The sequence below is a fragment of the Leptospira yasudae genome (assembly GCF_003545925.1).
GTDB classification, from domain to species: Bacteria; Spirochaetota; Leptospiria; order Leptospirales; family Leptospiraceae; genus Leptospira; species Leptospira yasudae.
Map to the genome: position 1 here is coordinate 694,786 of NZ_QHCU01000002.1, position 23,785 is coordinate 718,570.

The following is a 23,785-nucleotide window of genomic DNA, read 5'->3' on the forward strand; positions in this document are numbered from 1 at the left end:
TCTTTGAATGCGGATGTTTACTGATTACTTTTTGCGTTAGACGCCATCTTCAAGAAGTAAGCGTTGGAATTGTACCAGAGTTGACCGAGATACAAAGTATTCGGAGCTTGCAGGTGATCGATCCCGGTTGTTAAAAGAGGAATCGAAGGTCCGCCTTTCCAAGTTCCCCATCTTTGAGAAGAATCGGGAACGACTCCGTCGTTTGCGATGCTGAGTCCGTAGAAAGGTCCGCCGATCGCACAGATAGGTTGTAACAATCCCATCAGAGGGTGTTGAATCAGATCGGGAATCGTAATTGTCGAACCGTAAGAGAAGTATTTCACTGCGGAACTGTTTGGAGTATTCGCATTGAAAGTCGTCAGATTTGCGGTTGTGAACATCTTCAAAGCATTCGAAGCGTTTTGGTTGGATTGGCCTAAAACGACCTGAACTACGGTTCCCACGATTGTGGAAACGTAAGGTAACGCCCAGCTTGGAATTACGGAATACATGATATTCGCGATCGGACTTCCGCGGTGAGGAGTATTCAACGTAGTAAGCGAAGCGATTTTGCTCGCCATTCCGAGGTTTGCGATCATGTAACGGGAATCCAATCCGCCTTGAGAATGGCCGATGATATGAATTTTGCCGGTGTAATTGTTGGCCGCGAGTCCTGCTAAGATCTGCGTTTTCAGTTGAGTCGCGCGAGCGGAACTGGATTCAAGAGAGGTTACGGTAGGAGTAAAAACGGTCGCGCCTTGATTTCTCAAATAAGCGGCATTTCCGCCCCAATAGTCAGTGATGGTTGATCCGTTTCCCCAGCCCAGGGTTCCGTGAGCAAGGACGATTGGGTAAGTTCCGGAAAGAGGCTTGCTCGAAGATCCGCCGCCGGATGCATATATAACGTTCGTTATTAAAAACGCTAACGTTAACAAAATTCTAAGTTTCACTTTTCTCATTTTCTTCACCTTATTTATTTTCAAATCGAAACGCAGTGGAACGTAGCGCGGGTAGTAAATGAATCAAGTAAAAAACGGAAATATAAGCAGGATCTAAGTAAATTATTTTAGAAAAACATTATATATTCCGAACGTTCGTAATTTTAAAAATGAGCCGGGCGCATCCTTGGAAGAATTTATTTCGTGCTGCAGTCACGAATTTGATTCGTGTTTCGGATTTTTGGAGAATCCGAAAAGGAAGAAGCTTCGTTTTTCTCCACGGATGTCGCGTTCTCCGAAGAAGGGCTGACTCCTACGGGACCGAACGATGTGGGAGGGGCAAAGCAAATCGGGAATTCCACTGCCTTTTGGAGATTCTTCTTCCCCGAATGCACCGTAAAAACAGATTCAGAAATTTGAATGTAGATTTTATCGGATCTTTCGGACCAGCGAATTCTATGGCCGGGCGTTTCTCTCCATTCGGGAAGATCGATTCTTGCATTCGCGCTCAGGGAAGAATCCTCGTTTCGATCCAGCCAGATCAATTCGGGCTTTAAGAATTCCAAATCGTTGTCCAAAACCGCGACGATCAACGCCAAAGAATTTCCGTTCGGAGAAGGGACGAGTTGGATCGGGATTTGTCCAGGCTGTAAATATAAGGAAAATGGAATGTTCTGTTTATCGGCTAAACGGATTCCCGCGGGAATTCTGGAAAAGCTTCCGTATTCGTCGTCCTTGCCGCCGATCCAGTAAACCGACTTCGATCCCGAATGATAGTAAACGCTTCCCGGAAGAATCCAGGACGAAAACGGAATTTGTTCCAAGGGTTGCGACGCAACGTTCGGATCGAAGATGCGGATTAGGGAACGGTAATTTCTTTTGAGAGTGGTCCCCATCAACGGATTCCAAGAATCCTTTTCTTCATAGAGGGTTTCCATCTGCACGATTTCTTTCCCCGAGGAAGACCATCCTCGTTCCAGAGACAGGGAAGAATTCTTCCAAACCAAAAAGGAACACGAACAGGAAAGTAATGCGGAAGATAAAACGAGACTTTGTAAAGCGAAAGCGATTGAGGATTTCATCGTATAGAGTTTGGAATTTTTAATCCGAAGTGGGTGTTGGAAAGTAAGACTCCAACGAGGACGTTTTCGTTTCGATCGGGCAACCCCGCTCCCAACGAGCGGAATTGCGCATTCGATCGAGAGTTGTTTATCTCCAGCCCTCGTTTTTTAACTCACTGTGGTTGAGATACAATCCTGAAGTCCCAACGGAAGGGGCTCTTGTATGTCCCTGAAACTGAGTGTAAGTTACATTCGAGTTAAAGGGCCAGATACCTTCGCTCTGTGTCAGGGAAGATTGGCATTTGCTCACGCCGCCCGCCTTGTTGTAAGCGCAGGAAGAATGAAACGCAACCGCGTAGTCGTCCTCTCCAGGAAGAATCGCAGAAGCACCGATCATTCCCTTATAACCGGGAACTTGATATACGGTAACGCCCGCAGTGTTGTTGTGGTTGTATGCTCCTCTCGCGGTGGAAACGATGAGGGATTTATCCATCGCGTTTCCGCCGAACCCGAAAGTGATTCCGTTCAGAGCCGAAGCAAGTTCGGATCCGCCGGAAGCCGCAGCCAGAGCGGTAACTTTTGTAATGTTATATCCGCGGCTGGAAGCGCTCGCTCCCAAGTTTGCAAGCCAATACTCTGTTACGTAGCAACCCGCACTGTGGCAAACGATTTTGCAGGAATTGCTTCCTTTGCAATAAGTGTTTACCACGGTGGTGAAGTTGGTTTGAGCACGAGCCGTTCCGTATGTTCTCGGATCGGAAGTACCGTCGTAACCCACAAACACCTTCGCACCTGAAACAGAATTTACGCTGCTTCCCCAGTAATTATTCACATCCACAGTTCCGGTTCCGTTGTGGTTCTTATCCGACTTTCCGTGAACGAACACGGTGTAAGTCTGAGCGGAAAGAGCTCCCGCAAAAAGAAACACACAGAGTGCCAGTCCCATCATTCGCTTTGTTTTCCAATTTCTCATCATTTTTCACTATTCTCCATTTCTTAGGGGAGAAGAAATTCCTCTCCCGCTCTAAAGGTTTGACTCTTTCCAATTTAAGTCAAGTGATAGTATGCTGATTTATAAATAACGAGGAAAATAAATTAAAAATCTAAAAAGAACGCTAATTATAAATAAAAACAAATGTGATTGCTCTACTTAAGAGAGAATTTACACTGTTCTCCGAAAAAAACGACCTGGACCGCGTTAGGCGCTCTTTTCTGAAGATAAAATAAAGAGGAATTCATGAAATCCGGCAATAAATATGTGATCTATGGATCGATTGTGGCAGCGATCTTGATTTTAACGGTGTTAGCTTTCTGGCCCGATGAAAGAGGGGAATCCTGGTTCGAATCGGAAGCCGAAAAGAAGGAAAGAGCGGAAAGAATGGCGAAAACTTCTCCTCCCGGCGGCGGAGGGTCCACTTTTGAATCCGATTCGAGCGGCACCTTACAGGACATAGACGATTCCGTTCCGATCGAAAGAATATTAGAAGATTATAAAGAATGGTCCCAATATCCGCCGAACTCAAGACCTCTTACGAAATACAACGAGGATCTGATCAAACCGTTTTTTATACAGACGACGGCGATTCCGATGGCGGATTCTTCCGAATCGAAGGAACCGAACGGTTATAGTTGTCAGCTCCAGCCTTTGAGTTGGGCCGTGGTTGGGCCGCAGGACCAAATGCGCATAACGTTCGAATGTAGAAGTCCCGAAGGAAAACGGATTCCGATCGATATTAAAGGCGTTCGCATGTGGAGGGAATTCGACGGGGAAAAATTCGGAACGCTCAGTCCCGATTACGGCGACAACGGAGTAAACGGGGACGATCTGGCAAAGGATTTGCTTTATACGTTTCAATGGAAACCGACTCAAAAAGATTGGGGGGATATGATCATGGAAGTCGACTTTCGTTATTCTCCCGGATTTAAAAAGACGGGAAAACTCAACACTTCGTTTTATTCTTCTCCTGGTAAACCAGCCGAGTTGAGCGGGGCTTCTTCCGATACGACGAGCGACGGTTCACTTGTGGTTCGCGTCGGCGTGAACGTTTACAAGGCCGGGAACTATCATCTTGAGGGAAATCTCAAACACGCGGAAACGGGAGAATACATCGCCTGGGCCACGTTCGATTCCAAACTTCTTTCCGGTTACGGAGAAGCCGAATTCTTATTTTATGGAAAGCTAATACGGGATTCCGGTCTGGACGGTCCGTACGTTTTGACGGACGTGCGGGGACATCGGGTTAATCTCGCGGTTGATCCGGAATGGTTCAGTCAAGGAGAAGCGGGTCTTAAAAAAATCCAGGCGGCTAAAACGGTGGAACCGGATCGAGAACTCGTTCTTCCGTATAAAGAATTCTTTAAGACGAAATACTATGACGCGAAACAATTCACTTCCAAACTTTGGGACAGCAACGAGAAACAGAGAAGGATCAAGGAATTGGAAAGTATGGAGCGATAAAAAACCTGTTTCCGTTTCAGAAAATAATATTCTAAATTCTGAATATTTTGTCGAAATGCCCGTGACTTAGATTCCACGGGCATTTTTTTGTACAACGCCGATTTAAGATCGATGGAAATGATTCCGACAAAAGTCCTTCAAACAGGAGCGCGGCTTGGATGGAACGAATTGCGTATGCGCGTGCGACGCACGGAACGCGCTACGAAACTGGAAAAAAGGTTTCGACTTCTTCTTGAAGTCGGACGCGGATTTTCTAAAATGTTTTTGGGTTTGTTGAACGGGAAGAAATTCTTTCAGGAAGTTTGAAAGTCGTTTCAGCAAATCCCGCTTTTAGAAAGCGGGATTTTTTTTACGTCAAAACGAATCGAGGATTATCTCCAGCCTTCGTTTTTCAATTCGCTGTGATTCAGGTAAAGACCTGCGCTCCCGACGGAAGGCGCTCTTGTGTGACCTTGGAATTGTGTGTAAGTCACATTCGAGTTGAAAGGCCAAATGCCTTCGCTTTGAGTCAAAGAAGACTGACATTGACTGACTCCGCCCGCTTTGTTATAAGCGCAAGAAGAGTGGTAGGCCACTGCGTAATCGTCTTCACCCGGAAGAATTGCGGAAGCTCCCGCCATTCCTTTGTAACCAGGAACCTGATAAATCGTAACACCGGCGGTGTTGTTGTGATTGTATGCTCCTCTCGCTGTGGAAACGATGAGAGCTTTATCCATCGCGTTTCCTGCAAATCCGAAAGTCGCTCCGTTCAACGCGGATGCTAGCTCGGATCCGCCGGAAGCGGCTGCAAGAGCGGTTACTTTTGTGATATTGTAGCCTTTGCTGGAAGCGCTTGCTCCAAGGTTCGCCAACCAATATTCGGTTACGTAACAACCCGCACTATGACATACGATTTTGCAGGAATTGGATCCTTTGCAATACGTGTTCAGCACGGTGGTAAAGTTGGTTTGCGCACGAGCGGTTCCGTAAGTTCTTGGATCGGTAGTTCCATCGTATCCGACGAATACCTTTGCTCCGGAAACCGAGTTCACACTTGTTCCCCAATAGTTATTTACGTCGGTCGTTCCTGTACCGTTGTGATTCTTATCGGACTTTCCGTGAACGAACACGGTGTAAGTCTGAGCAGAAAGCGATCCTGCAAAAAACAACAGGGCACACAAAATCAACCCAACGCTCTTCGTACTTTTCTTTTTCATTCTCTTCACTATTCTCCTGATATATAATTTAGGAAGGAGTTCCGCAGCATTGTTCAAAACTTCCGTAAGTTTAGTCAAGCTCAAGTGGAATCTTTTTTAAATAACGGATAGAATAAAAAATATTTCCCTCTGACGCATCTGTCCTACGTCAGACGATCTTGCTCTTAATAAAACGATGTTAGTTATCTTCGTTTTAGCAAAAAAAATGTTAAACGAAGTGGATTTGGAAGGAATTCTCCGCTACTCAAAGCCGGGAAAGAGGACTTCTCCTTTTGTTAAGCGAATTCGATAGATGTCGGGGATTTTAAAGAGGGTTTTGTTTAAGGACATATTGTCCTGAAGATCGAGGCGTTTTCGTGCGGCAAAAAATCGTTTCCAAAGCATTTCCGCATAATTTCCCTCTCCTGTCATGCGGACGGAATAATCGGAATCGTAGAGTTTTCCTCCTCTTGCTTGTCGAATTAAATGTTCCACCTTGTCCTTTTTGAGAGGATAATTTTTTTCCAGCCAATCCAGAAACAAAGGCGCGACTTCGTATGGGAGACGAAGAAATACCATTCCCGCCGATTTTGCCCCCGCTTGTTTTGCGTTTTCTAAAATCCGTTCGAGTTCGATATCGTTGAGCCCCGGAATCATGGGCGCCGCCATCACTCCCGTTGGAATCCCCGCATCTGCAAGTTTCCGAATTGCTTCCAATCTTCTCTCCGGATTTGCGGTGCGCGGTTCCATCCGTTTCCAAAGTTCTTGATCGAGCGTCGTTACGCTGATATATACTTTCGTTAAATTGTAGGAAGCGAGTTGTTCCAACAGATCGATGTCTCGCGTTACGAGAAACGATTTGGTGATCAGCGCCACAGGTTGTCTGAATTCCAAGAACACTTTGAGCAGTTCGCGGGTGATTTCCAGTTTTCGTTCCGCAGGTTGATAGATGTCGGTGACACCGGCCAGTTGAATCGTATGTATGTTTTCCTTTTGTTTGGAAAGATACTTTCTCAAAAGTTCGGGTGCATTCTTTTTTGCGAAGATCTGCGTTTCGAAATCGATTCCCGGTGAAAGATCCACGTATGCATGATTGGGCCTCGCATAACAATAGATGCAGCCGTGTTCACAGCCGCGGTAGGGATTGATCGATCGGGTAAATCCTAAATCCGGGCAGTCGTTTTCGGAAACGATCGTTTTGGCTCGTTCTTCCAAAAGAATCGTGCGCGGAGACATTTCTTCGTTTTGAAATTCGGGCTCTATCTCGCGTTTTGTGGGTTCGAAACGTCCCGGGATTTTAGAAACGGTTCCTCGATTGATTTTCGGTTGTTCCATCGCACATAATATTCCTCGATTCAGAGGATATACTATTTATATAAATAGTAAACAAAAAATAAGTATAAATTTTCATAAAGGAAGAATTTTTTGAAGGATTTCGTTTATTAAAACGTCTATAGTATAGGGGGGTAGGGTATGAAACCAAAACACAAGCTGCATTCCGATCCGAAAGTTACGGAGAATCTGCTTCTCCGTTTAAAAAAAATAGAAGGTCAGATCCGGGGAATTCAAGGAATGATTGAAAGGGAAGAATACTGCGACGACGTTCTCAATCAATTATCATCCACGAAATCCGCTCTGGATGGAGTGGCAAAAACCCTTCTGAAAAGCCACATTCAAACCTGCGTCGTGGAAAGATTCAAAGAGAACGATTCCAAGATTCTCGACGAGTTTATGACCACCGTGGACCGCATTCTTAAATAAAGTTAGAGGAGATATAAAGTCATGAAAGAAATCAAACTTACCGTAGAAGGAATGACCTGCGCGCACTGTTTAAAAACCGTCGAGGCCGCCCTCAAGGATGTCGGATTAACGGGAAAGGCAAACTTGGAAAACAAGGAAGTCGTTTATCTGGGAGAGGGGACGGAAGAGGAATTGGCGAAAGTCAAGGCCGCGATTTTGGAAGAAGGATATACTCCGGGTGAAATCAAATGAACGCTCCGCAAAGAACTGTAGAGGAAGGTATTACGTTAGATCTGATCGGTATGACCTGCGCAAACTGTGCGCTTCGGATCGAAAAGGGACTGAAAAAAGTTCCGGGGGTTAAGGACGCACGGGTCAACTTTGCGATGGAAACCGCCAAGGTGGAGTTCGATTCTTCGGTTACGGAAGAGGTTCTCCTTGATAAGGTCGATTCGCTCGGATACAGGGCGCTGGTTCATAAGGATCTCGAAATTCATGGAGAATCTGAAAAGGCGCATGAAAAAGAATTCAAAAAGTTAAAGCTGCGCCTCGTTCTTTCGACGCTTTTATCCCTTCCGCTGCTTGCGAGCATGATCGGTCACTTCGGGAACAATTCGGTTTCTGAATATTTATCTTTCCTAATGAACCCCTGGCTTCAGTTTGCGCTCGCTACTCCGGTACAATTTTGGATCGGAGCCGCTTTTTATCGCGGAAGTTTCCGCTCTTTGAAAAACGGAGGAGCGAACATGGACGTTCTCGTGGCTTTGGGAACTTCGGCCGCGTATTTTTACAGCGTTTATCAAACCTTTGTTTCCTTAGGCGCGCATCATCACGGAGATGTTCCTCTTTATTACGAAACGTCCGCCGTATTGATCACTCTGATTCTTTTCGGAAAATTTCTGGAGCATATCGCGAGAGGAAAATCTTCCAGAGCGATTCAATCTTTGGTGGGCTTACAACCGAAGACTGCGAACATCATTCGAGAAGATGAGATTCAGGAAATTCCCTTACTCGCCGTCCGCCCGGGAGATCTTCTCTTGGTGAAGGCGGGAGAAACGATTCCCGTAGACGGAACCGTGGAGGAAGGGAGTTCTTCCGTCGACGAATCGATGTTAACTGGAGAAAGTATTCCCGTCGAAAAGACGATCGGAAGCTCTTTGTTCGGCGGTTCTTTGAACCGAAACGGAATTTTGAAATTAAGGGCTTCGAAAGTGGGAAAGGATACTTTGCTTTCCGGAATCATTCGGGTCGTTCAAGAAGCACAGGGTTCTCGGGCGCCGATTCAAAGAATTGCGGATCGGATTTCTGGAATTTTCGTTCCGATCGTCATCCTTCTTTCGGCGATCACTTTGCTTCTCTGGTATTTCTGGCTACAACCCGGAAATTTCTCCGGGGCTTTGGAGAAGGCGATCGCGGTTCTCGTCATCGCATGTCCTTGCGCGTTGGGTTTGGCGACTCCGGTTTCGATTCTTGCGGGATCCGGAAAGGCGGCCACTCTCGGAATTCTTTTTAGGACCGCAGAAGCATTAGAAATCGCTCATAAAGTAGATACGATCGTTTTCGACAAAACCGGAACCTTGACCAACGGAAAACCCGTTTTAAAGAGTTTAGAAAGTTTGAATGTAGCCGAAGCCGATTCTCTGCTCGTCCTTGCGGCTTCAGCGGAACAGAATTCGGAACATCCTCTTTCCAAAGCGATTGTTGACTTTGCCAAATCGAAAGGTTTGGGCCTTTCAATTCCGGAGAGTTTCGAAACCGTTCCGGGCGGCGGAGTTTCCGCCGTCGTCGACGGGAAAAAAATTCTGATCGGAACCGATCGTCTTTTCAAGGAAAGAGGCGTCGCGCTCAACGAGATTCTTCTGAATTTGAAACGACTTCGGGAAGAAGAGGGAAACACCGTCGTTCACTTGAGCGTGAACGGAATACATTCCGCGGTTCTTTCTTTGGCGGATACGATCAAGGAAACCACTCCGATCGCGATCGAAAGGCTGAAATCGCTCGGAATGGATTTGTATATGATTACGGGAGACAACGAAAGAACGGCGCATGCGGTCGCGAGGGCCTGCGGCATTGAACACGTGTTAGCCGAAATTCTCCCGGAAGGAAAATCGAACGAAGTAAAAAAACTCATGAACTCCGGAAAAATTACCGCGATGGTCGGAGACGGGATCAACGACGCTCCCGCGTTGGCGGTTGCCGATCTCGGAATCGCGATGGGAACCGGAACGGACGTCGCAATGGAATCTTCGGATGTAGTGATTATGAACGGGGATCTGATCTCGATCGCGAACGCGTTCGCGATGAGTAAAAAAACGGTGTATAACATCCGTCAAAATCTTTTCTGGGCTTTGGTTTACAACGCGCTCGGAATTCCCGTTGCAGCCGCCGGCTTTCTCGCTCCTTGGATTGCGGGAGGCGCGATGGCTCTCAGTTCGGTTTCGGTGGTTTTGAACGCCTTGCGTTTGCAACGAAAGTGAGTTCTCGATCTGCGGAGGAACGGCGTTTTCGTTCTTCCGCAGATTAGAATATTCAAGAGTTTTAAAATTTGAATGTGCTTTCCGAATAAGGTTCCGTTTAAGCTTTCTTGAGCGCCCCGTCCAACCATTCTTTGTAAGAATACAAATTGCTGATCTTGGAGATGTAAGCGGTCGCTTCCGGACCGAGTTCGATTCCGTAGGTCAGAAATCTTCCCACAACGGGAGCGTAAAAAGCGTCCGCAATGGTGAATTCTTTTCCGAAAAGGAAAGGTCCTTTGGAGTCGTTCAGACATTCTTTCCAGATGAATTCGATTCTTCGAATATCTTTCCACGCTTCTTCGGGGAACGTTCTTCCGTGAAGTTTTTCAACGAGATTCATCGATAGATTTTTTCTAAGATCGGTAAAACCGGAATGCATTTCCGCGACGACGGAACGTGCGACGGCTCTTGCGGCTTTGTCTTTGGGCCAAAGATTTTTTTCGGGAAAGGTCTCGGCCAGATATTCGACGATGCTGAACGTGTCCCATACTTTGATGTCGCCGTCGATTAGAACGGGGACCTTGCCGGCTTCCGAATAGAATTTGATCTTTTCGTAAAACTCGGGCGTATTCAGAGTCAGTGAAATTTCAGTAAAAGGAATATTCTTTTCTTTTAATAGAATCCAAGGACGCAGGGACCAGGATGAGAATTTTTTATCGCCGATAACTAGTTGAAGATCCGCCATACAGCCAGATTCGATGGGCGACCCGATCTTGAAAATTGAAATTCTCGGCGGATCGGATCGAATTCATTCTTCCTTAGAAGTTTGTCCGTGAATAGCGGTTTTTGCTCAGCCCTTTTGTTTGTCCGAAAGGTAAAGACGAATCTGTGTTTCGGGAGTTTCCGCGAAGTTGATCGGATAGATTTCGTAATCCGTTGCAAAGGCTCTTCTGTTTTTGATGCCGGAATCGGACCAAACTTGTTGCCAGAGTTGAACGACGATGTCAGGGCTTTTTCCTTTTTCGGTGGTCAACTCGAGATACGTTCCTTCGGGAAGGGAAAGGGTTTCAAATCCGTTCGTATCGTCGGAAGCGGCCGGAACTCCGATGAAGTAAGAGTATTCTCCGTTCTCGTCGCTCTCATAATCCCAATATACCGCGTAAATGGAATCACCGGGATTGCTGAGTTTCGGAAAAACTTCCTGAAAGAATTTTCCCCAGAGCGGTCCGATTTTTCCGTTCGGTCCGAACTCGTCCGCGTTTTTGGTTCTCGTACGAACTCCGATGAGATTCTTTTTCGGCATCGGGCTTTGTTTCATGATTTCCTCTTTATTAAACGAAGTCTAACTTGATCGAAAAATACGATACGAAACCGGTTCAACACGAGGCAATCCAATTCTCTCGACTTTTTGAATCGGATTTGGGCGAATATCGATCGTTCGCGGTGAACGTCTATTACCTAACTAATCCGATTTCCTGATTTTTATCAATCTTTCCGAAGGCTTTTCGGCAACGCTTCGATTTGACGAATCAATCCTGATATGGAGTACTTAGGTAAGTTTATGGAGATTCTTTATGAGGAGAATCTCATATCTCCAACGGGATAGGAGGAAGTCTATGTGCGTTTCAGATAATCAAAGTGGGTACGGATCGGGGAATACGAATCTTTCGTCCATTTTGACTTCTTACTTTTATCAATATCCTCACGCGATCTTTATTACGGACCGCGACGGTAAGATCGAATACACCAATCCGGTGTTTGAGAACATTTCCGGTTATAAACAAACGGAATTGATCGGAAAGAATCCGGGTTTCTTTCAATCGGGTGCGCACGGACGGGAATTTTACGAACATCTGTGGGATACCATTCTTGCGGGAAAAGAATACGAAGGCTATTTTTTAAACCGAAACGGATTCGGCGAAACGATTTCCTGGAAGGAAAGAATCACTCCTCTCCGCGACGAAGAAGGGAATATTTCGAATTTCTTATGTAGAGTGGATGTTCCCTCGGACAAGACGGCCGGTTCCGTTCAGAAAAACGAAACCGCCGGAGCTTCCGCTTCTACGGAAATCGGAAAGGTCCGGGAATCCCTGTTTCCGAAACTCCAAAAGGAATACGGACTAACGTATCAGGAAGCGAAGATCTGCGATCTTTTGGTCGCGGGTCAAACTCGTGAAAGCTTGGTCCGTGAATTGGGAGTACATTCAGGAACTCTAAAGAACCACTTAAAGGCGATTTATCGAAAAACGATCGAAAAGGATTTGGAGGAACCGGGTCAGGGCAGGGACAAACTGCAAAGGCTTACGATGTTCTTGATTCGACTTTGTTAAGCGACATCGATTGGTTTCGATCGATAAAATAAACGAATCGGAGTCGTTGCAAAAACGATTCCGATTCGTACGTTTGACTTCGGTTTAATTTTTTCCCCAGACGCTTTCCAGATACGCCTCTCTTCCGGAACCTTTTCGATACGCTTTGTAGTGATCGGGATTGGTTTTATAGTAATTCTGATGATATCCTTCGGCGGCATAGAACGCCGTAAACGGGAGAATTTCGACCACGATCGGTCCTTTGAATTTTCCGGACTTAGCGATCTCTTGTTTGGATTCTTCGGCGGCTTTCTTTTGAGCCTCGCTGTGATAAAAAATTCCGGTTCGATATTGGTTGCCTCGATCCGCAAATTGTCCTCCGTTATCCGTGGGATTGATCTGTTTCCAAAAAACCTTCAACAATTCCGCGTAACGAATCTTGGAAGGATCGAATTCTATCTGAACGCTTTCACGATGACCCGTTCTTCCGTAGCCGACGTCTTCGTATGTAGGGTTGACTTCTTTACCGCCCGAATAACCGGACGTAACGGAAATCACTCCGTCCAAAGATTCGAACGGACCTTCCATACACCAAAAACAACCTCCTGCGAACGTAGCCTTCTCCGTTTTGGGCGCGGACCAGATCGGAGAAAAAAAGAAAAAAATTCCGAGAGGAATCAATACTTTAGAGTAAAACACATAAACCTCTTTAAAAGAAAGTTCGTAGCGTTTATGAAACGGTTACACGAGTCATAGGGAACGTTCTTCCTGAAACGACTCGTTCTAAAAACCGATTTTTATGTTTTTCATTGCGGAAGAAAAAAATTCCTATGTTTTCTTTTCGAAGATCTAATTCTAAGAATAGAATATGAAAATCGCAATCTTAGGAAGCGGAATCGCGGGGCTCAGCGCTTGCTGGTATTTGAGTAAGGAACACGAAGTCGTATTGATCGAGCGCCACGCTCTCCCCGGAATGGACGCGCACGGAACCGATGTCGCGTTAAAAGATAGAATCTTCCGTTTCGACGTTCCTTTCCGCGCATTCAAACAAAACTATTATCCTTGTCTCATCGAGATGTACAACGAAGCGGGGATCGAATTCAGACCCGTGGATTATTCCTTCTCTTTGAGCGAACGGGACGGAACCACATACTTTCAATTCGCTACGTTCGGACTCGGCGGAAATTTTTATCCGTTCGTTTCTCCCGTGTGTTTTCAAAGCGGAGAATCCAGAAGAATCTTTTCGGATACGATCCGATTTTACAGAGAGTCCGCGACTCAATGGGAATCCTTAAAGGGAGAACAACTTACGATCTCCGGTTTTCTGCAGCGTTTCGGATATTCGAAAGAATTCGAGGACAAATATCTGATTCCGATGTTTGCGACGATCAACACTTGCACTCTCAAAAGCGCAAAGAATTATCCGGCCGAAGCGGTGATCCGTTATCATGCGAAAGGATTGAAGTTTCTCCGATTTTTAACCGCGAGTCACGGAACCAGGGACATCACCGACCGGCTTTCGGTGGGCGCGAAAGAGATCCGGCTCAAATCCAATCCGAGGAGGCTCGAACTCAACGGTAAAAAAGTTTTTGTTTCCTTTGACGGAGGCAAGGAAGAATTCGATCGGGTCGTGATCGCGACCCCGGCCAATCAGGCGATTCCTCTTTTACCGGACGAGATGACGAAGGAGAAGGAACTTCTTTCCTCGTTTCGTTACGAAGAATCGGAAATTCTGATGCACACCGATCCTTCGTTTATGCCCAACAAAAAAAGACACTGGGCCCCGCTTTGTTTTACGCTTTCTCCCGAAACCGACAAACCTTCCGCGACGATTCGTCTCAATAAGGTTCTTCCCGAAATCGGAAACGAGGAAATCTTTCAGACTTGGAATCCTTTGGAAGAACCCCAACAAGGAACTCTCATATCCCGTTCCCGTTTTGAAAGACCGGTGATCGATCTCAAAAACCAAAGAACCATCGACGAACTCAAGTCCCTTCAAGAACAACCCGGCCGCAAGATTTGGTTTTGCGGTTCGTATGCGAGATACGGAATTCCCCTTTTGGAAGCGGGGGTTTCGACTTCTTTGGACGTAAGACGTTGGGTTGAGAATTCGATGCGGTCTTAGAAGGGTTTTTGGGCGGAGTAAAGAACGAAGCGGAAGTATCTTCTCATTCTTTCACTTCCAAGAAAGTCCGCGAACCTCGCATAGTTGTTCGCGATTCTTTCCGGAATTGCAGTCCTCGGTTTGGCGGTCGCACGTTTTAAAAAACGGGAGAATCCTTCAAAGACATCCTTCTCTAAAAACGCAAAGCCGTCTTCTAACGTGAACCCGGCGCCGCGCAAGATTTGAGAAAGGGAATCAGTTGTGACCCGGTTCCCTTTCGGGATGGAACTTAACGCGCAGACCGCGCTTCGAAACCAAGAATCCAAAAGATGCAAAGGCGATTCGTTCAGGATCAACTCGGCCGAGACCAATCTTCCTCCCGGCTTGAGAATTCGAAACGCTTCCTTGCAAAACTCTGTCCGATCGGAAAAAAAAGCTGCGCTGTCCAAACAAAGAATTCGATCGAAGCTTTGATCCGCAAAAGAAGGAAGGGCCGTTTCGATCGGGGACAGGATGAGAGTCGGTCGAGAATCGGACGGAGAAAACCCGCGGCAGTCCAACAGATTTTTTGCAAATTCGGTTTGAACCGAAGAAGCGTTGACCCCGGTCAGATCTCCGAACGCAACGGAGAATTCTTCCTTCCAAACAAAGAACTGATCCCCGCAACCGAAGCCGAGGTCCAAAACTTTGAGTCCCGGTCCGAGTTCGGCCTTGCGTCCGAGCAGAACGGCTAACGTCTTACAAGCGGCGGGATAATCGTCCGTGTCCTTCCAATAACCTAAGTTGGCCCAGGAAGAATTTTCCGGATTCAGATACAGATGCGTAAGAGTGTCAGGCGCTTCTTCGATTTTTTTCCGGGAAAAAAGACTCACTCAGAAAATTCTCCTTAAAACCGAACCGTTAGAATTCTTACGAGAATCGGCGATTCGAGACGTTCTACGAAGATTTCGTTTCGTCTTAACGAACGTTTCGGCGTTCGAAGGAGGTTTCGATTTTTCATGTCGCATTAAATAATATCTAAACATACATTAAGTTTGTCCGATATATCCTGTAGAATTATCGGGAAACATGTTCGTCATCACGCTCTTAGATCCGACTCAAACCAAAAGCAATTTATTGCTTCGCTGGAAAATCAAACTCGATCGTAAGGGAGTTACACCGGTTCTCGTATTTCCGGAAGCTTCGATCAATTTGGAAAAGCTGCACGTCCTCGCAAAAATTTCGTCCAAACAAAAGTCCCGATCCTCCGTTCCCGTTTTTTTTCACGCGGAGTCCCTTCTGAAGGCCGCGGACTTTCTCCTTTCGGATAGAATTCCCAAGGGAGAAAAAATTCTTCCGGTCTTCGTCGACTTCGGATCGATCGGCAAGGACAAGAACGGAACTGACTTCGAAGAACAAGTGGAAATTCTTCAGAGAAAGATTGAAAGAAATTTCTCGGCCGTTTGTTTTTTAGAGACGGGGAAGGCGCAGGCAAGCATAGAACGATCGGGGAATCGGAACTGGCTCTTTCACAAGTCGTCCTTGGTCGTCGGGATCGAAGGAAGAAGCTTTAAAATTTTGCGGAAGGATTTGCCTCAAGCGGAAGAAGGGGAGTTGTCAGCGGAGTCTTGGATTCCCGGAGGACTTCTCGAAGGCGGACATTCAGAAAATAATTTACGTTTTTAGAATGGTTCTTCTTTCCTCGTCATACGATCGAGGGGACTCGCATTAAATATTACTCGAATTTAGTATTTTAATTGAAGTTTTTTTTATACCATTCTTGATAGATAAAAATTTTGCCATTGGCAATAAACGCAGGGATCTTCTGCATGATCGAGAAACGAATCAACAAATTCGGGGAGAACGGAACCTTCGCAACGAAGACCATCCCCAAAGGAACCTTGCTGTTCAGCTACAGCGAGTGGATCGAAGACGAAGAGTTCGGATGGAAAGTTCTGACGGTTGACGAAGCCGAGTCTCTTCCCGATTCGGAAAAGGACATCTTCATGAAATACGGTTACGACGTGGACTTCGGTCTGGTCACCGGACCTACCAGCGATCAGTACGTGATCAATCACTCCAACTTCATGAACCATTCCTGCGATCCGAACATGTGGTACGATCAGGACGACAACATCGTCGCGAAGAGAGAGATTCAGGCCGGAGAAGAGCTTACGATCGATTACGCGAACTTTATCGTAAACTTCGACCAAACCTTCGAATGCGGCTGCGGATCGGCGAACTGCAGAAAATCCATCCGTAAAGACGATTGGAAACTTCTGATCAACGAGTATCAGATGAACTTTCCGAAATTCATCCAAAAAGAAATCAAAAAACTCTACGTAAAAATCCCAGTATAGAACGACCTAAAAACGAAAATCACTTTCTAACCTTTAAGATTCTTTCCAGGATTCCTCTCCGCAGAAGTCCTGGAGAATCTTCGGCGACGGCGGAGCTGGTACTCCGGGCGTTTTCTATGGAGTAGAATACGTCCGGCTCGACGGCCTGTACGATTCTCATCGCCTGACGAATCTTCTTTCTTTTTAAAACCGTAAAGACGATCTTAACAGGGCCTCTGCTTCCTTGACCGTTCATGGTCGTAACTCCGTAACCCGCTTTGGAAAGTCTGTTCGCGATTTCCTCGCCGTGTTCGGGGGAAATGATTCTTAAGAGAGAATAACCGATCGCCAATTTCTCTTCGAGAATCATTCCGATGAACGTCCCCGTAGCGAAACCGCCGGCGTATGCAAGATAACAAAGGGCGTTGTTTAAATTCTTGATGACCTGTGTGATCACGATCACCCAAAGAAGAACTTCCAAAAATCCGAGAGAAGCCGCGATCGCTTTCTTTTCGCGGGTAAGAAGAATGACTCGAATCGTTCCGATCGAAACGTCCGTCACTCGGGCGCAAAAAATAAAACAGGGAAGAAGAACGTAATCGAAGATAGGATTTCCGGGAGAAGGAAAACTCAGTTCCATACGAACTAATATTGTCGAAAGAAGCAAACTCGTCGAGGAGAATTGATCCGCTAGGAACGAACGATCCTTTGTAGAAGGAGTCCGGCGAACTCTTTCAAGAAACGGGAAGGAATCAAATACGACCGAAAAGAAATCAAATCTCGTTTCGGGATTTTTAGGAAAGGCCGATCGACGCGGGTTGCGCCGGAAAATCCGGAGCCTACGTATCTGATAAACGACTTATAAATTTCTTAAAACAGAGAAACAGAATTAAAAAAATGGAATCTTGATTTCGTTTAACGTTTCGCTTTTTAATCGTAAAAACGGTTTTACGATTTCTTTTTCAAAAGAAACGTCGAGAATCCCTTCCTATGAAAAGAACCGCGTCGATCCTTGTAACGATTTGTTTCTTCGCTTATCAAAATTGTTCTCCCTCCGATTCGAAGGAGAATCCGATTTTTTCTTTGTTGAACACGAATAGCAACGTTAGATCCGCATTGGAAAACGGAACAAAACCGTTTTTATCCGGAGAAGGAACGTCGAACGTCTTTCATTCTTTGGAATATCGGAATCTTCCCGAATCGAGAAGGATTTCCATCGGAGAAAAGACGTATTCAGCCAAAACCGATCCGATCTTTGTGGATTCTTTGGGAAGAGAAGCGAACTTTCGGGGTTTTAATATTTCCGGAAATACGAAACTCGTTCAGCACGAATTCAAACCCTTTCAAAACGAATCGGACGCGGAGATTGCGTTTGCGCGATTGGGAAAAACCACTGGATCGAATATGATCCGTTTTACGATCGCTTGGGAAGGAGTTCACACGGCCGTCGATACGATCGATTACGCGTATCTCGACTCCGTAATCGCTCAAATGAAGAAAGCGATCGCGTTGAAGATGTATGTTCTTGTCGATTACCATCAGGATCTATTCTCCCGAAATCTGTTTAACAAAAACTCGTGGTATACGGGAAACGGAGCGCCGAAATGGGTGACGCCCGCGGGAACGTATCCGAACGAATACTGCGGAATCGTCTGTGCGAATTGGAGTCAGAACAATCTTACCAACGAGGCGATCCGAAAAGGATTTAGGAATTTTTGGAACGACGCCTCGTTTAATACTTCGGCGGGAACGAGAAGAATGCAGACCGAATTCGTTTGGCAATTGGGAAAGGCCGCGAAATACATTCAAGAACGCTTAACTACCGAAGAATTCGATTATGTTCTGGGAATTGATCCGTTCAACGAACCCGTGGACGGAGGAATGGAAGGACTTTCACCAGCACAATGGGACAATCAGAAGTTATGGCCTTTTTACAGAAGAATTCGTCAGGAGCTGAACGCGAACGGATGGGAATCCAAATACGTATATGCGGAACCTCTTGTATTCTGGAATACGAATGTGGGAAGCGCGATCGTTCCTCCCACGGGAGGAGGCCATCTGACTACTTTACCCGGACCCGGCTTTGTGTTTAATTCCCATTTTTACGACGCGGGAAGGATGGGAACGGATCTGACCGGAATCGACAACGCGACGTATTTTAAGTATTTGGACGAGATCCGAAACGAAACTAGGTTCCTGAAAATTCCCGTGTTTTTGAGCGAGTTCGGGATGTGGTTGAACGGAGTCGGCGCCAAAGACACTCCGAGAATGATTTCCGCCGTGTATCAGGCGATGGAAATTTCGGATGTGGGGCAGTCGACTAAGACGCGTTATGCGGATTTTTATTCCCTTTTGGTTTCGGGAACACAATGGCATTGGGATTATTATTACGACAATCATTTCGAATATATGAACGGAAACACGTCCAAGCTGATCACGAAAAAGGACGCTTGGAACGACGAGAATTTTTCGGTGGTCGGAAATTACGGAACGACATGGAACGTGGATTACCGCGCAATTCAAAGGAGTTATCCTAGAAGATCACAGGGAAGAATTTTAAGTTTTTATTATAATACTCTCGGCGCCGATTCTTGGAACAATCCGTATGCCTGGGGAGGAATTCGACCGAAGACAAACGGAACCGCGTATTTTTCCGATCGAAGATTTGCGATTCTGATTTGGAAAGGAAGGAATTCGGACGCGCCCACGGAGATCTTTATTCCTCCGCATTTTTCGGCGCAGAATCTGATTTTGATTTCCGATTCAGGAATTTACAACAAAACCTTGTCCGCATCGATTACGAACGGATTGAACGAATCGATTCTTATCCCCGATCCGGATCGAATGAGCGGTTCCGGTTCTCTTTTGGTTTCTTGGGACGATTTGGAAGCGGGTGAAAATGAGGAAACGATTCATTACGTTTTGATTGTGGATGGGAACGGGGTTTCTTATTCGAACGAGTTTTTGGCGGGACTGCAAGCAGATTTGAACCAAAGAATTTTAAACGAGAAAAAGAGTCCGGTTTATTTGATAGGAAAGATGACGTATGGGGGATATCCCGCGCAGTAGGGGAGAATGTCGTGAGAGGGTGATTTTGTTGTAGTTCCAACGATTTTTCCGTGAAACGATCCGGCCCCCACCCTAACTTGGGCGGTGGAGGTGGGCCTTGTGGGAAAATTTCGGAATCAATCCGCTTATCACGGAAAAATCGTTTCTGCAACCGGATTTATGCCTCGATTTTGCGGGAGTTCCCACAAAATCGCACAATCAAAATATTCTTGCTGAAAACTTGATGTTTCCAGTTTCCGGGGAGAGTTTTTAAGTGATTGAATAATATTAAAAACTTTTTCCCACCCAAACCCCGAACAGAGCCAACCCGATTCCGCCGAAAACGCTTACCAAAATATATGCGAAAAGTAGCATGTAATTCTCCGTTCGAAACATCTGCAGCGTTTCATAGGAGAACGTCGAAAACGTGGTAAACCCTCCGCACAAACCGGAAGCAAGAAAGAATTTCCATTGAGGATCGAATGAGGGGAATCGATCAAAAGCCGCATAAACGACTCCGATGAGAAACGAACCGAGAAGATTCGCGGTCAGCGTTCCCCAAGGAAGCATAAGGCCGAGGACCGTACCGAACCAATATTGAAGCAAATATCGAAAAACGCTTCCGAGCGCGCCGCCGATTCCGATCCAGAGTAAGGTTCTTTCAAGACTCATAAGGTATTTAGAATATATTAAAAAAGGAATTCGTTGCCCCGTTTTTCGTTTTCAAGGGCCGGAAGATTTATCGTCCGAAGGTTGCGATCCGTTTTTTGTCGAATCATTTTCCCGGTTTCGTTCCGTAAAATAACGGTAAATCTGATACAACCCGACTCCGAGCGTCACGATCGAATCATCCACGGGTCCCGGGACCAAATTCGGAGCGATCCAATAGAGAAGAATGACGAGAACGGGCCAGAAAATTCGTAACGTTTCGACCGGTTTCGAATCCTTGATCCCGAACCAAATTCCGACTAACAAAGATAATACGACGCTGATCAGAATTCCCGCAAAAATAAGAACGTGTTTTCCCGCGAGAAGAGTCCAATCGGCAAACGTATGCGCGTTTCCGTAATCGTCCTTCAGAAAGAGAATCGTTCCGCCGAGCGCGGTAAAAAACGTAAGAAAGGGAATCAGCATTCCCCATAAGCAGCCGTATTTGATTTTACCGGAAACATCGGTCATGTTCAACCCTCACCTATTTCAATATTTGTAGGACTCTTATGCAATTTCAAAAAAATAGAAAATAAATTTTGATAAAAGATCGAAAGATTTTAAACGAGTCCTTGATTCAAAGTTTCGATAAGACTAAAATCGGGACGGGTCCCCGGTCAAACGCGTGTAAAGTAATCCAAAAAGGAATTCGATTTTCAAATCCTTTAATTATATTTTTATAAATTAGATTATTGCAGACATCGTAACCTATTTTATAGTTCCAAATTTGTACTATATCGGTGAACGACTCGACAACGGTCCATCGAACGTCATAATTTAATTCCATCGCTATTTCGGTTATTTCCGGAAGTATATTCTTCATATATACATTGATCGCCACGTCCGTCGGTATTGAGAATTCCAATTCCACGTCGATTCCGTAATTCTCTTCGGTTTCGATCCAGGGAATATCCTTGGGGCCAAAATATATACCTTGAGGTGCTAAATAAGTGTCCGAAAGAATTTGATGATTGCCACTATGTTCTTTTCCGTACGCGTATGCAGGGCAGACACCATTTTTACCATGATTGTCCCACATAAAGTCTAGCCCTCGGATCCCTTTGTTGTCCCGGCAAAATATAAGAGCCGCTTCGATATTCAATTTGAATTTTGCCGTGATTTCCTCTTTCGGCAGATCATTGAGAAGGCCGTTTAATTTTGTTAAGAGCCGATCTTGATTATTTTTCCGCAGCCACATTTTGATCGCTTCTTCGCGTTTTGTAAATCTTTTAGGATCTATTTGAATTTCTAAACTCATAATTTTTTACCTTATGATCATAATATCTTATTTTTATAATATTTTAGATTGCGGTCGCTTATAATATTCTCGGCTTGACCGCGGCAGGGATGTGGAGCGCGCACAGCGGTCGCTTGCGACCGAAGGCGTAAGCCGAAGCGCGGAACAAGCCCGTTCCTGCAACCTTAAGCGAGTTACTCCTTAAAGGGGCGTAGCTCAGGAGCCGCCCCGAAAAGACATTCAGAAAACTTAAAGCGTTTTCAAGTAAGCGAGAATGAACGGCTCTATATCCCCGTCCATCACCGCGGCCACGTTGCCCGTTTCGTGATCGGTTCTATGATCCTTTACGAGATTGTACGGATGGAAAACGTAGCTTCGAATCTGAGAGCCCCAGGCGATATCCTTTTTTTCGCCCGACTTCTTTTCCAATTCTTCTTTCGCTTTTTCCTGTTCCATCTCGTAGAGTCTCGCCTTTAACATCTTAAACGCGGTGTCCCTGTTTTTGATCTGAGATCTTTCGTTCTGACACGCGACTACGATTCCGCTCGGAATATGAGTGATCCGAACCGCGGAATCGGTCGTGTTGACGTGCTGCCCACCGGCTCCGGAGGAACGATACACGTCGACGCGGATATCCTTTTCCTCGATCTTGATGTCGATGTCGTCGTCGATTTCCGGACTTACGTGAACGGAAACGAAGGACGTATGTCTTCTTTTATTGGCGTCAAACGGAGATATCCGCACGAGACGATGAACCCCGTTTTCTCCCTTGAGAAAGCCGAACGCAAAGTCGCCTATCACGTGTAAGGTGGCGTTCTTGATTCCCGCGCCGTCGCCCGCTTGAATGTCTATGAGAGAATACTGATATCCTTTCTTTTCGAAATAACGCATATACATCCTGAGAAGCATTTCGGCCCAATCCTGGCTTTCCGTTCCGCCCGCTCCGGGATGAATGTTCAAGAAGGCCGGTTTTATATCTTCCGGATTTTTCAGGGCGCCCAGTAATTCGAGTTCGGCGAATTTCTCCTGAAGTCGATTGTATTCCGTGGAAAGTTCTCCCACTCCGTTTTCCCCTTTTTCGTCGAGGGTTAAATCCACTAAATCAGGAAAATCTAATATATCCTGCTGAATGGTGAACCAAGGAGTGAGTTTTTTTTCGAGTTCGTTCTTTTTCTGACTTACGATTCTCGCTTCTTCCGGATTGTTCCAAAGATCCGGGTCTTCCGCCTTTTCGCTGAGTGCCTTGAGACGATCTTTGTCCTGTTCCAAATTCAAGAGTTTCCAGCGGTTGATAAAGTTCTCTTGTAATTCTTTGGAAACTCGTTTGAGTTCTTTAGCCGATTTTACTTCCATATGCTTTGCTTCGATCGATTTGATGATTTCCGGTTATCTTTGGGATGAACGGATTTATTGAAAAAGAAAGTCTTCCTTCTTTTCCCTTTCTTGTTCCCAGGAAAAAACGGTGTCCCTGAGTTGGGGAGTGTTTCCTTCCACGGTCGCTACTAAGACGTATTCTTCCTTCTTTCTGAATTCTTCCGGGTTCTTTTTTAGGATCAATTTGCCCGAGCGGATCAGGTCCAAAATATGAAGAAGGAACGGATCTTTTTCCGATCTGGAAAGTTCCTTCATCGCGGAATAAAACGGAGTGATGCCTTTGTGAAACCAATCCACGATTTCATTTTTTCCTGCGGGCCAGAGTTGATTCAATTGGATCGTTTCTTCTCTAAGAAGCGATTTTCCCTGAAACGGCTTTTGGAGATGTCTGCATTGAAAATACAGTTCGTGATTGATCTCTCTCGGAAACGTCTTTCCGTAACCGGAACCGATCCATTCGATCCAGGCTTTTTTTTCCTTTGCGGGAAGTGAGGGGATGAGTGCGAAGAGATAATTCTGATTTTTGAATATTCGAGAAGTTGAAAGATGATCCAGGACCTCGTAAGGGATCATGTATTGTCCCTTTTGCCATTCCAATACGAGAGGAATTTTTTCGACGTCCAGATATTCGACCGGAGTTTCGTTGCGGACCACGTCCCCGAATTGAGTGAGAATGTAGATGAACGAAAGAAGTTCCTGACGATTCATCTTTCGGATCAACGTATCGGGGTCGAGATTCCTATGCAGTGCGTGTCTTAACAGATTGTATTGTTCAACTGGAAATTGAACGGGAGAAAGAATGATCCCAAGAAATTTTTCCATTTTCTTGAGGCTATGTCTCTCCACGAGATCTAAGTTTCCTGAAATCAAAAATGGCATA

24 protein-coding genes are annotated in these 23,785 nt (G+C 45.7%); 9 read left to right on the forward strand and 15 right to left on the reverse strand.

Annotation, left to right across the window (positions count from 1 at the left end; genetic code table 11):
- Positions 1-17: 17 nt before the first annotated feature.
- The 3 genes from DLM76_RS08535 to DLM76_RS08545 form a co-directional block, all read right to left on the reverse strand.
- Positions 18-938 (reverse strand): lipase family alpha/beta hydrolase, encoded by a 921-nt coding sequence (locus DLM76_RS08535; protein ID WP_118957879.1) that lies wholly within the window; start codon positions 936-938, stop codon positions 18-20.
- Positions 939-1,114: 176 nt separating this feature from the next.
- Positions 1,115-1,999 carry a hypothetical protein gene (locus DLM76_RS08540; RefSeq protein WP_118964919.1) on the reverse strand — a complete coding sequence of 295 codons (885 nt, stop codon included), beginning with the start codon at positions 1,997-1,999 and terminating at the stop codon, positions 1,115-1,117.
- Positions 2,000-2,126: 127 nt separating this feature from the next.
- Positions 2,127-2,951: a hypothetical protein gene (locus DLM76_RS08545; protein WP_118957922.1), complete on the reverse strand. Its 825-nt coding sequence runs from the start codon at positions 2,949-2,951 to the stop codon at positions 2,127-2,129.
- 264 nt (positions 2,952-3,215) lie between these two features.
- On the opposite strand from DLM76_RS08545, the gene DLM76_RS08550 reads away from it, so the two are divergent.
- Entirely contained in the window at positions 3,216-4,436 is a 1,221-nt protein-coding gene (locus DLM76_RS08550) for a hypothetical protein (RefSeq protein ID WP_118964920.1), read from the forward strand.
- A gap of 371 nt (positions 4,437-4,807) precedes the next feature.
- On the opposite strand, the gene DLM76_RS08560 is transcribed toward DLM76_RS08550, so the two are convergent.
- Together DLM76_RS08560 and DLM76_RS08565 are read right to left on the reverse strand one after the other, a co-directional pair.
- Positions 4,808-5,632, reverse strand: a complete 825-nt coding sequence (locus DLM76_RS08560; protein WP_118957875.1) for a hypothetical protein — start codon at positions 5,630-5,632, stop codon at positions 4,808-4,810.
- Positions 5,633-5,872: 240 nt separating this feature from the next.
- Entirely contained in the window at positions 5,873-6,946 is a 1,074-nt protein-coding gene (locus DLM76_RS08565) for a PA0069 family radical SAM protein (protein ID WP_118964922.1), read from the reverse strand.
- Positions 6,947-7,084: 138 nt separating this feature from the next.
- On the opposite strand from DLM76_RS08565, the gene DLM76_RS08570 reads away from it, so the two are divergent.
- The 3 genes from DLM76_RS08570 to DLM76_RS08580 are packed head-to-tail and all read left to right on the forward strand — an operon-like array spanning position 7,085 to position 9,828.
- Positions 7,085-7,372: a metal-sensitive transcriptional regulator gene (locus tag DLM76_RS08570; protein ID WP_118957873.1), complete on the forward strand. Its 288-nt coding sequence runs from the start codon at positions 7,085-7,087 to the stop codon at positions 7,370-7,372.
- Between the two features lie 21 nt (positions 7,373-7,393).
- Positions 7,394-7,603 (forward strand): heavy-metal-associated domain-containing protein, encoded by a 210-nt coding sequence (locus DLM76_RS08575; RefSeq protein WP_118964923.1) that lies wholly within the window; start codon positions 7,394-7,396, stop codon positions 7,601-7,603.
- Positions 7,600-9,828 carry a heavy metal translocating P-type ATPase gene (locus DLM76_RS08580; RefSeq protein ID WP_118957871.1) on the forward strand — a complete coding sequence of 743 codons (2,229 nt, stop codon included), beginning with the start codon at positions 7,600-7,602 and terminating at the stop codon, positions 9,826-9,828. Before DLM76_RS08575 ends, DLM76_RS08580 begins: the two co-directional genes overlap by 4 nt.
- 97 nt (positions 9,829-9,925) lie before the next feature.
- Here DLM76_RS08580 and DLM76_RS08585 read toward each other — a convergent pair whose 3' ends face one another.
- Together DLM76_RS08585 and DLM76_RS08590 are read right to left on the reverse strand one after the other, a co-directional pair.
- Positions 9,926-10,552, reverse strand: a complete 627-nt coding sequence (locus DLM76_RS08585) for a glutathione S-transferase family protein (protein ID WP_118964924.1) — start codon at positions 10,550-10,552, stop codon at positions 9,926-9,928.
- A gap of 105 nt (positions 10,553-10,657) precedes the next feature.
- A complete protein-coding gene (locus DLM76_RS08590) occupies positions 10,658-11,125 on the reverse strand; it encodes a GyrI-like domain-containing protein (protein ID WP_118964925.1) in 468 nt (155 codons plus the stop codon).
- 298 nt (positions 11,126-11,423) lie between these two features.
- Here DLM76_RS08590 and DLM76_RS08595 point away from each other — a divergent pair, with 298 nt between their 5' ends.
- A complete protein-coding gene (locus DLM76_RS08595) occupies positions 11,424-12,137 on the forward strand; it encodes a PAS domain-containing protein (RefSeq protein WP_118957868.1) in 714 nt (237 codons plus the stop codon).
- A gap of 84 nt (positions 12,138-12,221) precedes the next feature.
- On the opposite strand, the gene msrA is transcribed toward DLM76_RS08595, so the two are convergent.
- Entirely contained in the window at positions 12,222-12,815 is a 594-nt protein-coding gene (msrA, locus tag DLM76_RS08600; RefSeq protein WP_118957867.1) for a peptide-methionine (S)-S-oxide reductase MsrA, read from the reverse strand.
- 169 nt (positions 12,816-12,984) lie between these two features.
- On the opposite strand from msrA, the gene DLM76_RS08605 reads away from it, so the two are divergent.
- Positions 12,985-14,241: an NAD(P)-binding protein gene (locus tag DLM76_RS08605; RefSeq protein WP_118957866.1), complete on the forward strand. Its 1,257-nt coding sequence runs from the start codon at positions 12,985-12,987 to the stop codon at positions 14,239-14,241.
- Here DLM76_RS08605 and DLM76_RS08610 read toward each other — a convergent pair.
- The gene (locus DLM76_RS08610; protein ID WP_118964926.1) at positions 14,238-15,092 is read right to left on the reverse strand and encodes a class I SAM-dependent methyltransferase; all 855 of its coding nucleotides are present in this window, start codon (positions 15,090-15,092) and stop codon (positions 14,238-14,240) included. The two genes, DLM76_RS08605 and DLM76_RS08610, sit on opposite strands and share 4 nt — an antisense overlap.
- Positions 15,093-15,288: 196 nt before the next feature.
- Here DLM76_RS08610 and DLM76_RS08615 point away from each other — a divergent pair, with 196 nt between their 5' ends.
- Positions 15,289-15,885 (forward strand): hypothetical protein, encoded by a 597-nt coding sequence (locus DLM76_RS08615; protein WP_118957863.1) that lies wholly within the window; start codon positions 15,289-15,291, stop codon positions 15,883-15,885.
- A 143-nt stretch (positions 15,886-16,028) separates the two neighbouring features.
- Positions 16,029-16,559: an SET domain-containing protein gene (locus DLM76_RS08620; protein ID WP_118957862.1), complete on the forward strand. Its 531-nt coding sequence runs from the start codon at positions 16,029-16,031 to the stop codon at positions 16,557-16,559.
- 19 nt (positions 16,560-16,578) lie between these two features.
- Here DLM76_RS08620 and DLM76_RS08625 read toward each other — a convergent pair whose 3' ends face one another.
- Complete coding sequence (locus DLM76_RS08625; protein WP_118957861.1) at positions 16,579-17,178, reverse strand: DUF2179 domain-containing protein; 600 nt, start codon at positions 17,176-17,178, stop codon at positions 16,579-16,581.
- Between the two features lie 350 nt (positions 17,179-17,528).
- Between DLM76_RS08625 and DLM76_RS08630 the strand changes: the two genes are divergently transcribed.
- A complete protein-coding gene (locus tag DLM76_RS08630) occupies positions 17,529-19,607 on the forward strand; it encodes a cellulase family glycosylhydrolase (protein WP_118964927.1) in 2,079 nt (692 codons plus the stop codon).
- Positions 19,608-19,874: 267 nt separating this feature from the next.
- Here the strand turns inward: DLM76_RS08630 and crcB are convergent, their stop codons facing one another.
- The 5 genes from crcB to DLM76_RS08655 all read right to left on the reverse strand — a co-directional run bounded on the left by crcB (position 19,875) and on the right by DLM76_RS08655 (position 23,784).
- On the reverse strand, positions 19,875-20,258 hold the full coding sequence (gene crcB / locus DLM76_RS08635; RefSeq protein ID WP_118964928.1) for a fluoride efflux transporter CrcB: 384 nt from the start codon (positions 20,256-20,258) through the stop codon (positions 19,875-19,877).
- Between the two features lie 51 nt (positions 20,259-20,309).
- Positions 20,310-20,765 (reverse strand): hypothetical protein, encoded by a 456-nt coding sequence (locus DLM76_RS22060; protein WP_346725439.1) that lies wholly within the window; start codon positions 20,763-20,765, stop codon positions 20,310-20,312.
- A gap of 106 nt (positions 20,766-20,871) precedes the next feature.
- Complete coding sequence (locus DLM76_RS08645; RefSeq protein WP_118964967.1) at positions 20,872-21,540, reverse strand: LIC13197/LIC10919/LIC10469 family protein; 669 nt, start codon at positions 21,538-21,540, stop codon at positions 20,872-20,874.
- A gap of 240 nt (positions 21,541-21,780) precedes the next feature.
- Positions 21,781-22,884 carry a peptide chain release factor 2 gene (prfB, locus tag DLM76_RS08650; protein ID WP_118957858.1) on the reverse strand — a complete coding sequence of 368 codons (1,104 nt, stop codon included), beginning with the start codon at positions 22,882-22,884 and terminating at the stop codon, positions 21,781-21,783.
- 54 nt (positions 22,885-22,938) lie between these two features.
- Positions 22,939-23,784 (reverse strand): hypothetical protein, encoded by an 846-nt coding sequence (locus DLM76_RS08655; RefSeq protein ID WP_118957857.1) that lies wholly within the window; start codon positions 23,782-23,784, stop codon positions 22,939-22,941.
- Position 23,785 lies beyond the last annotated feature (1 nt).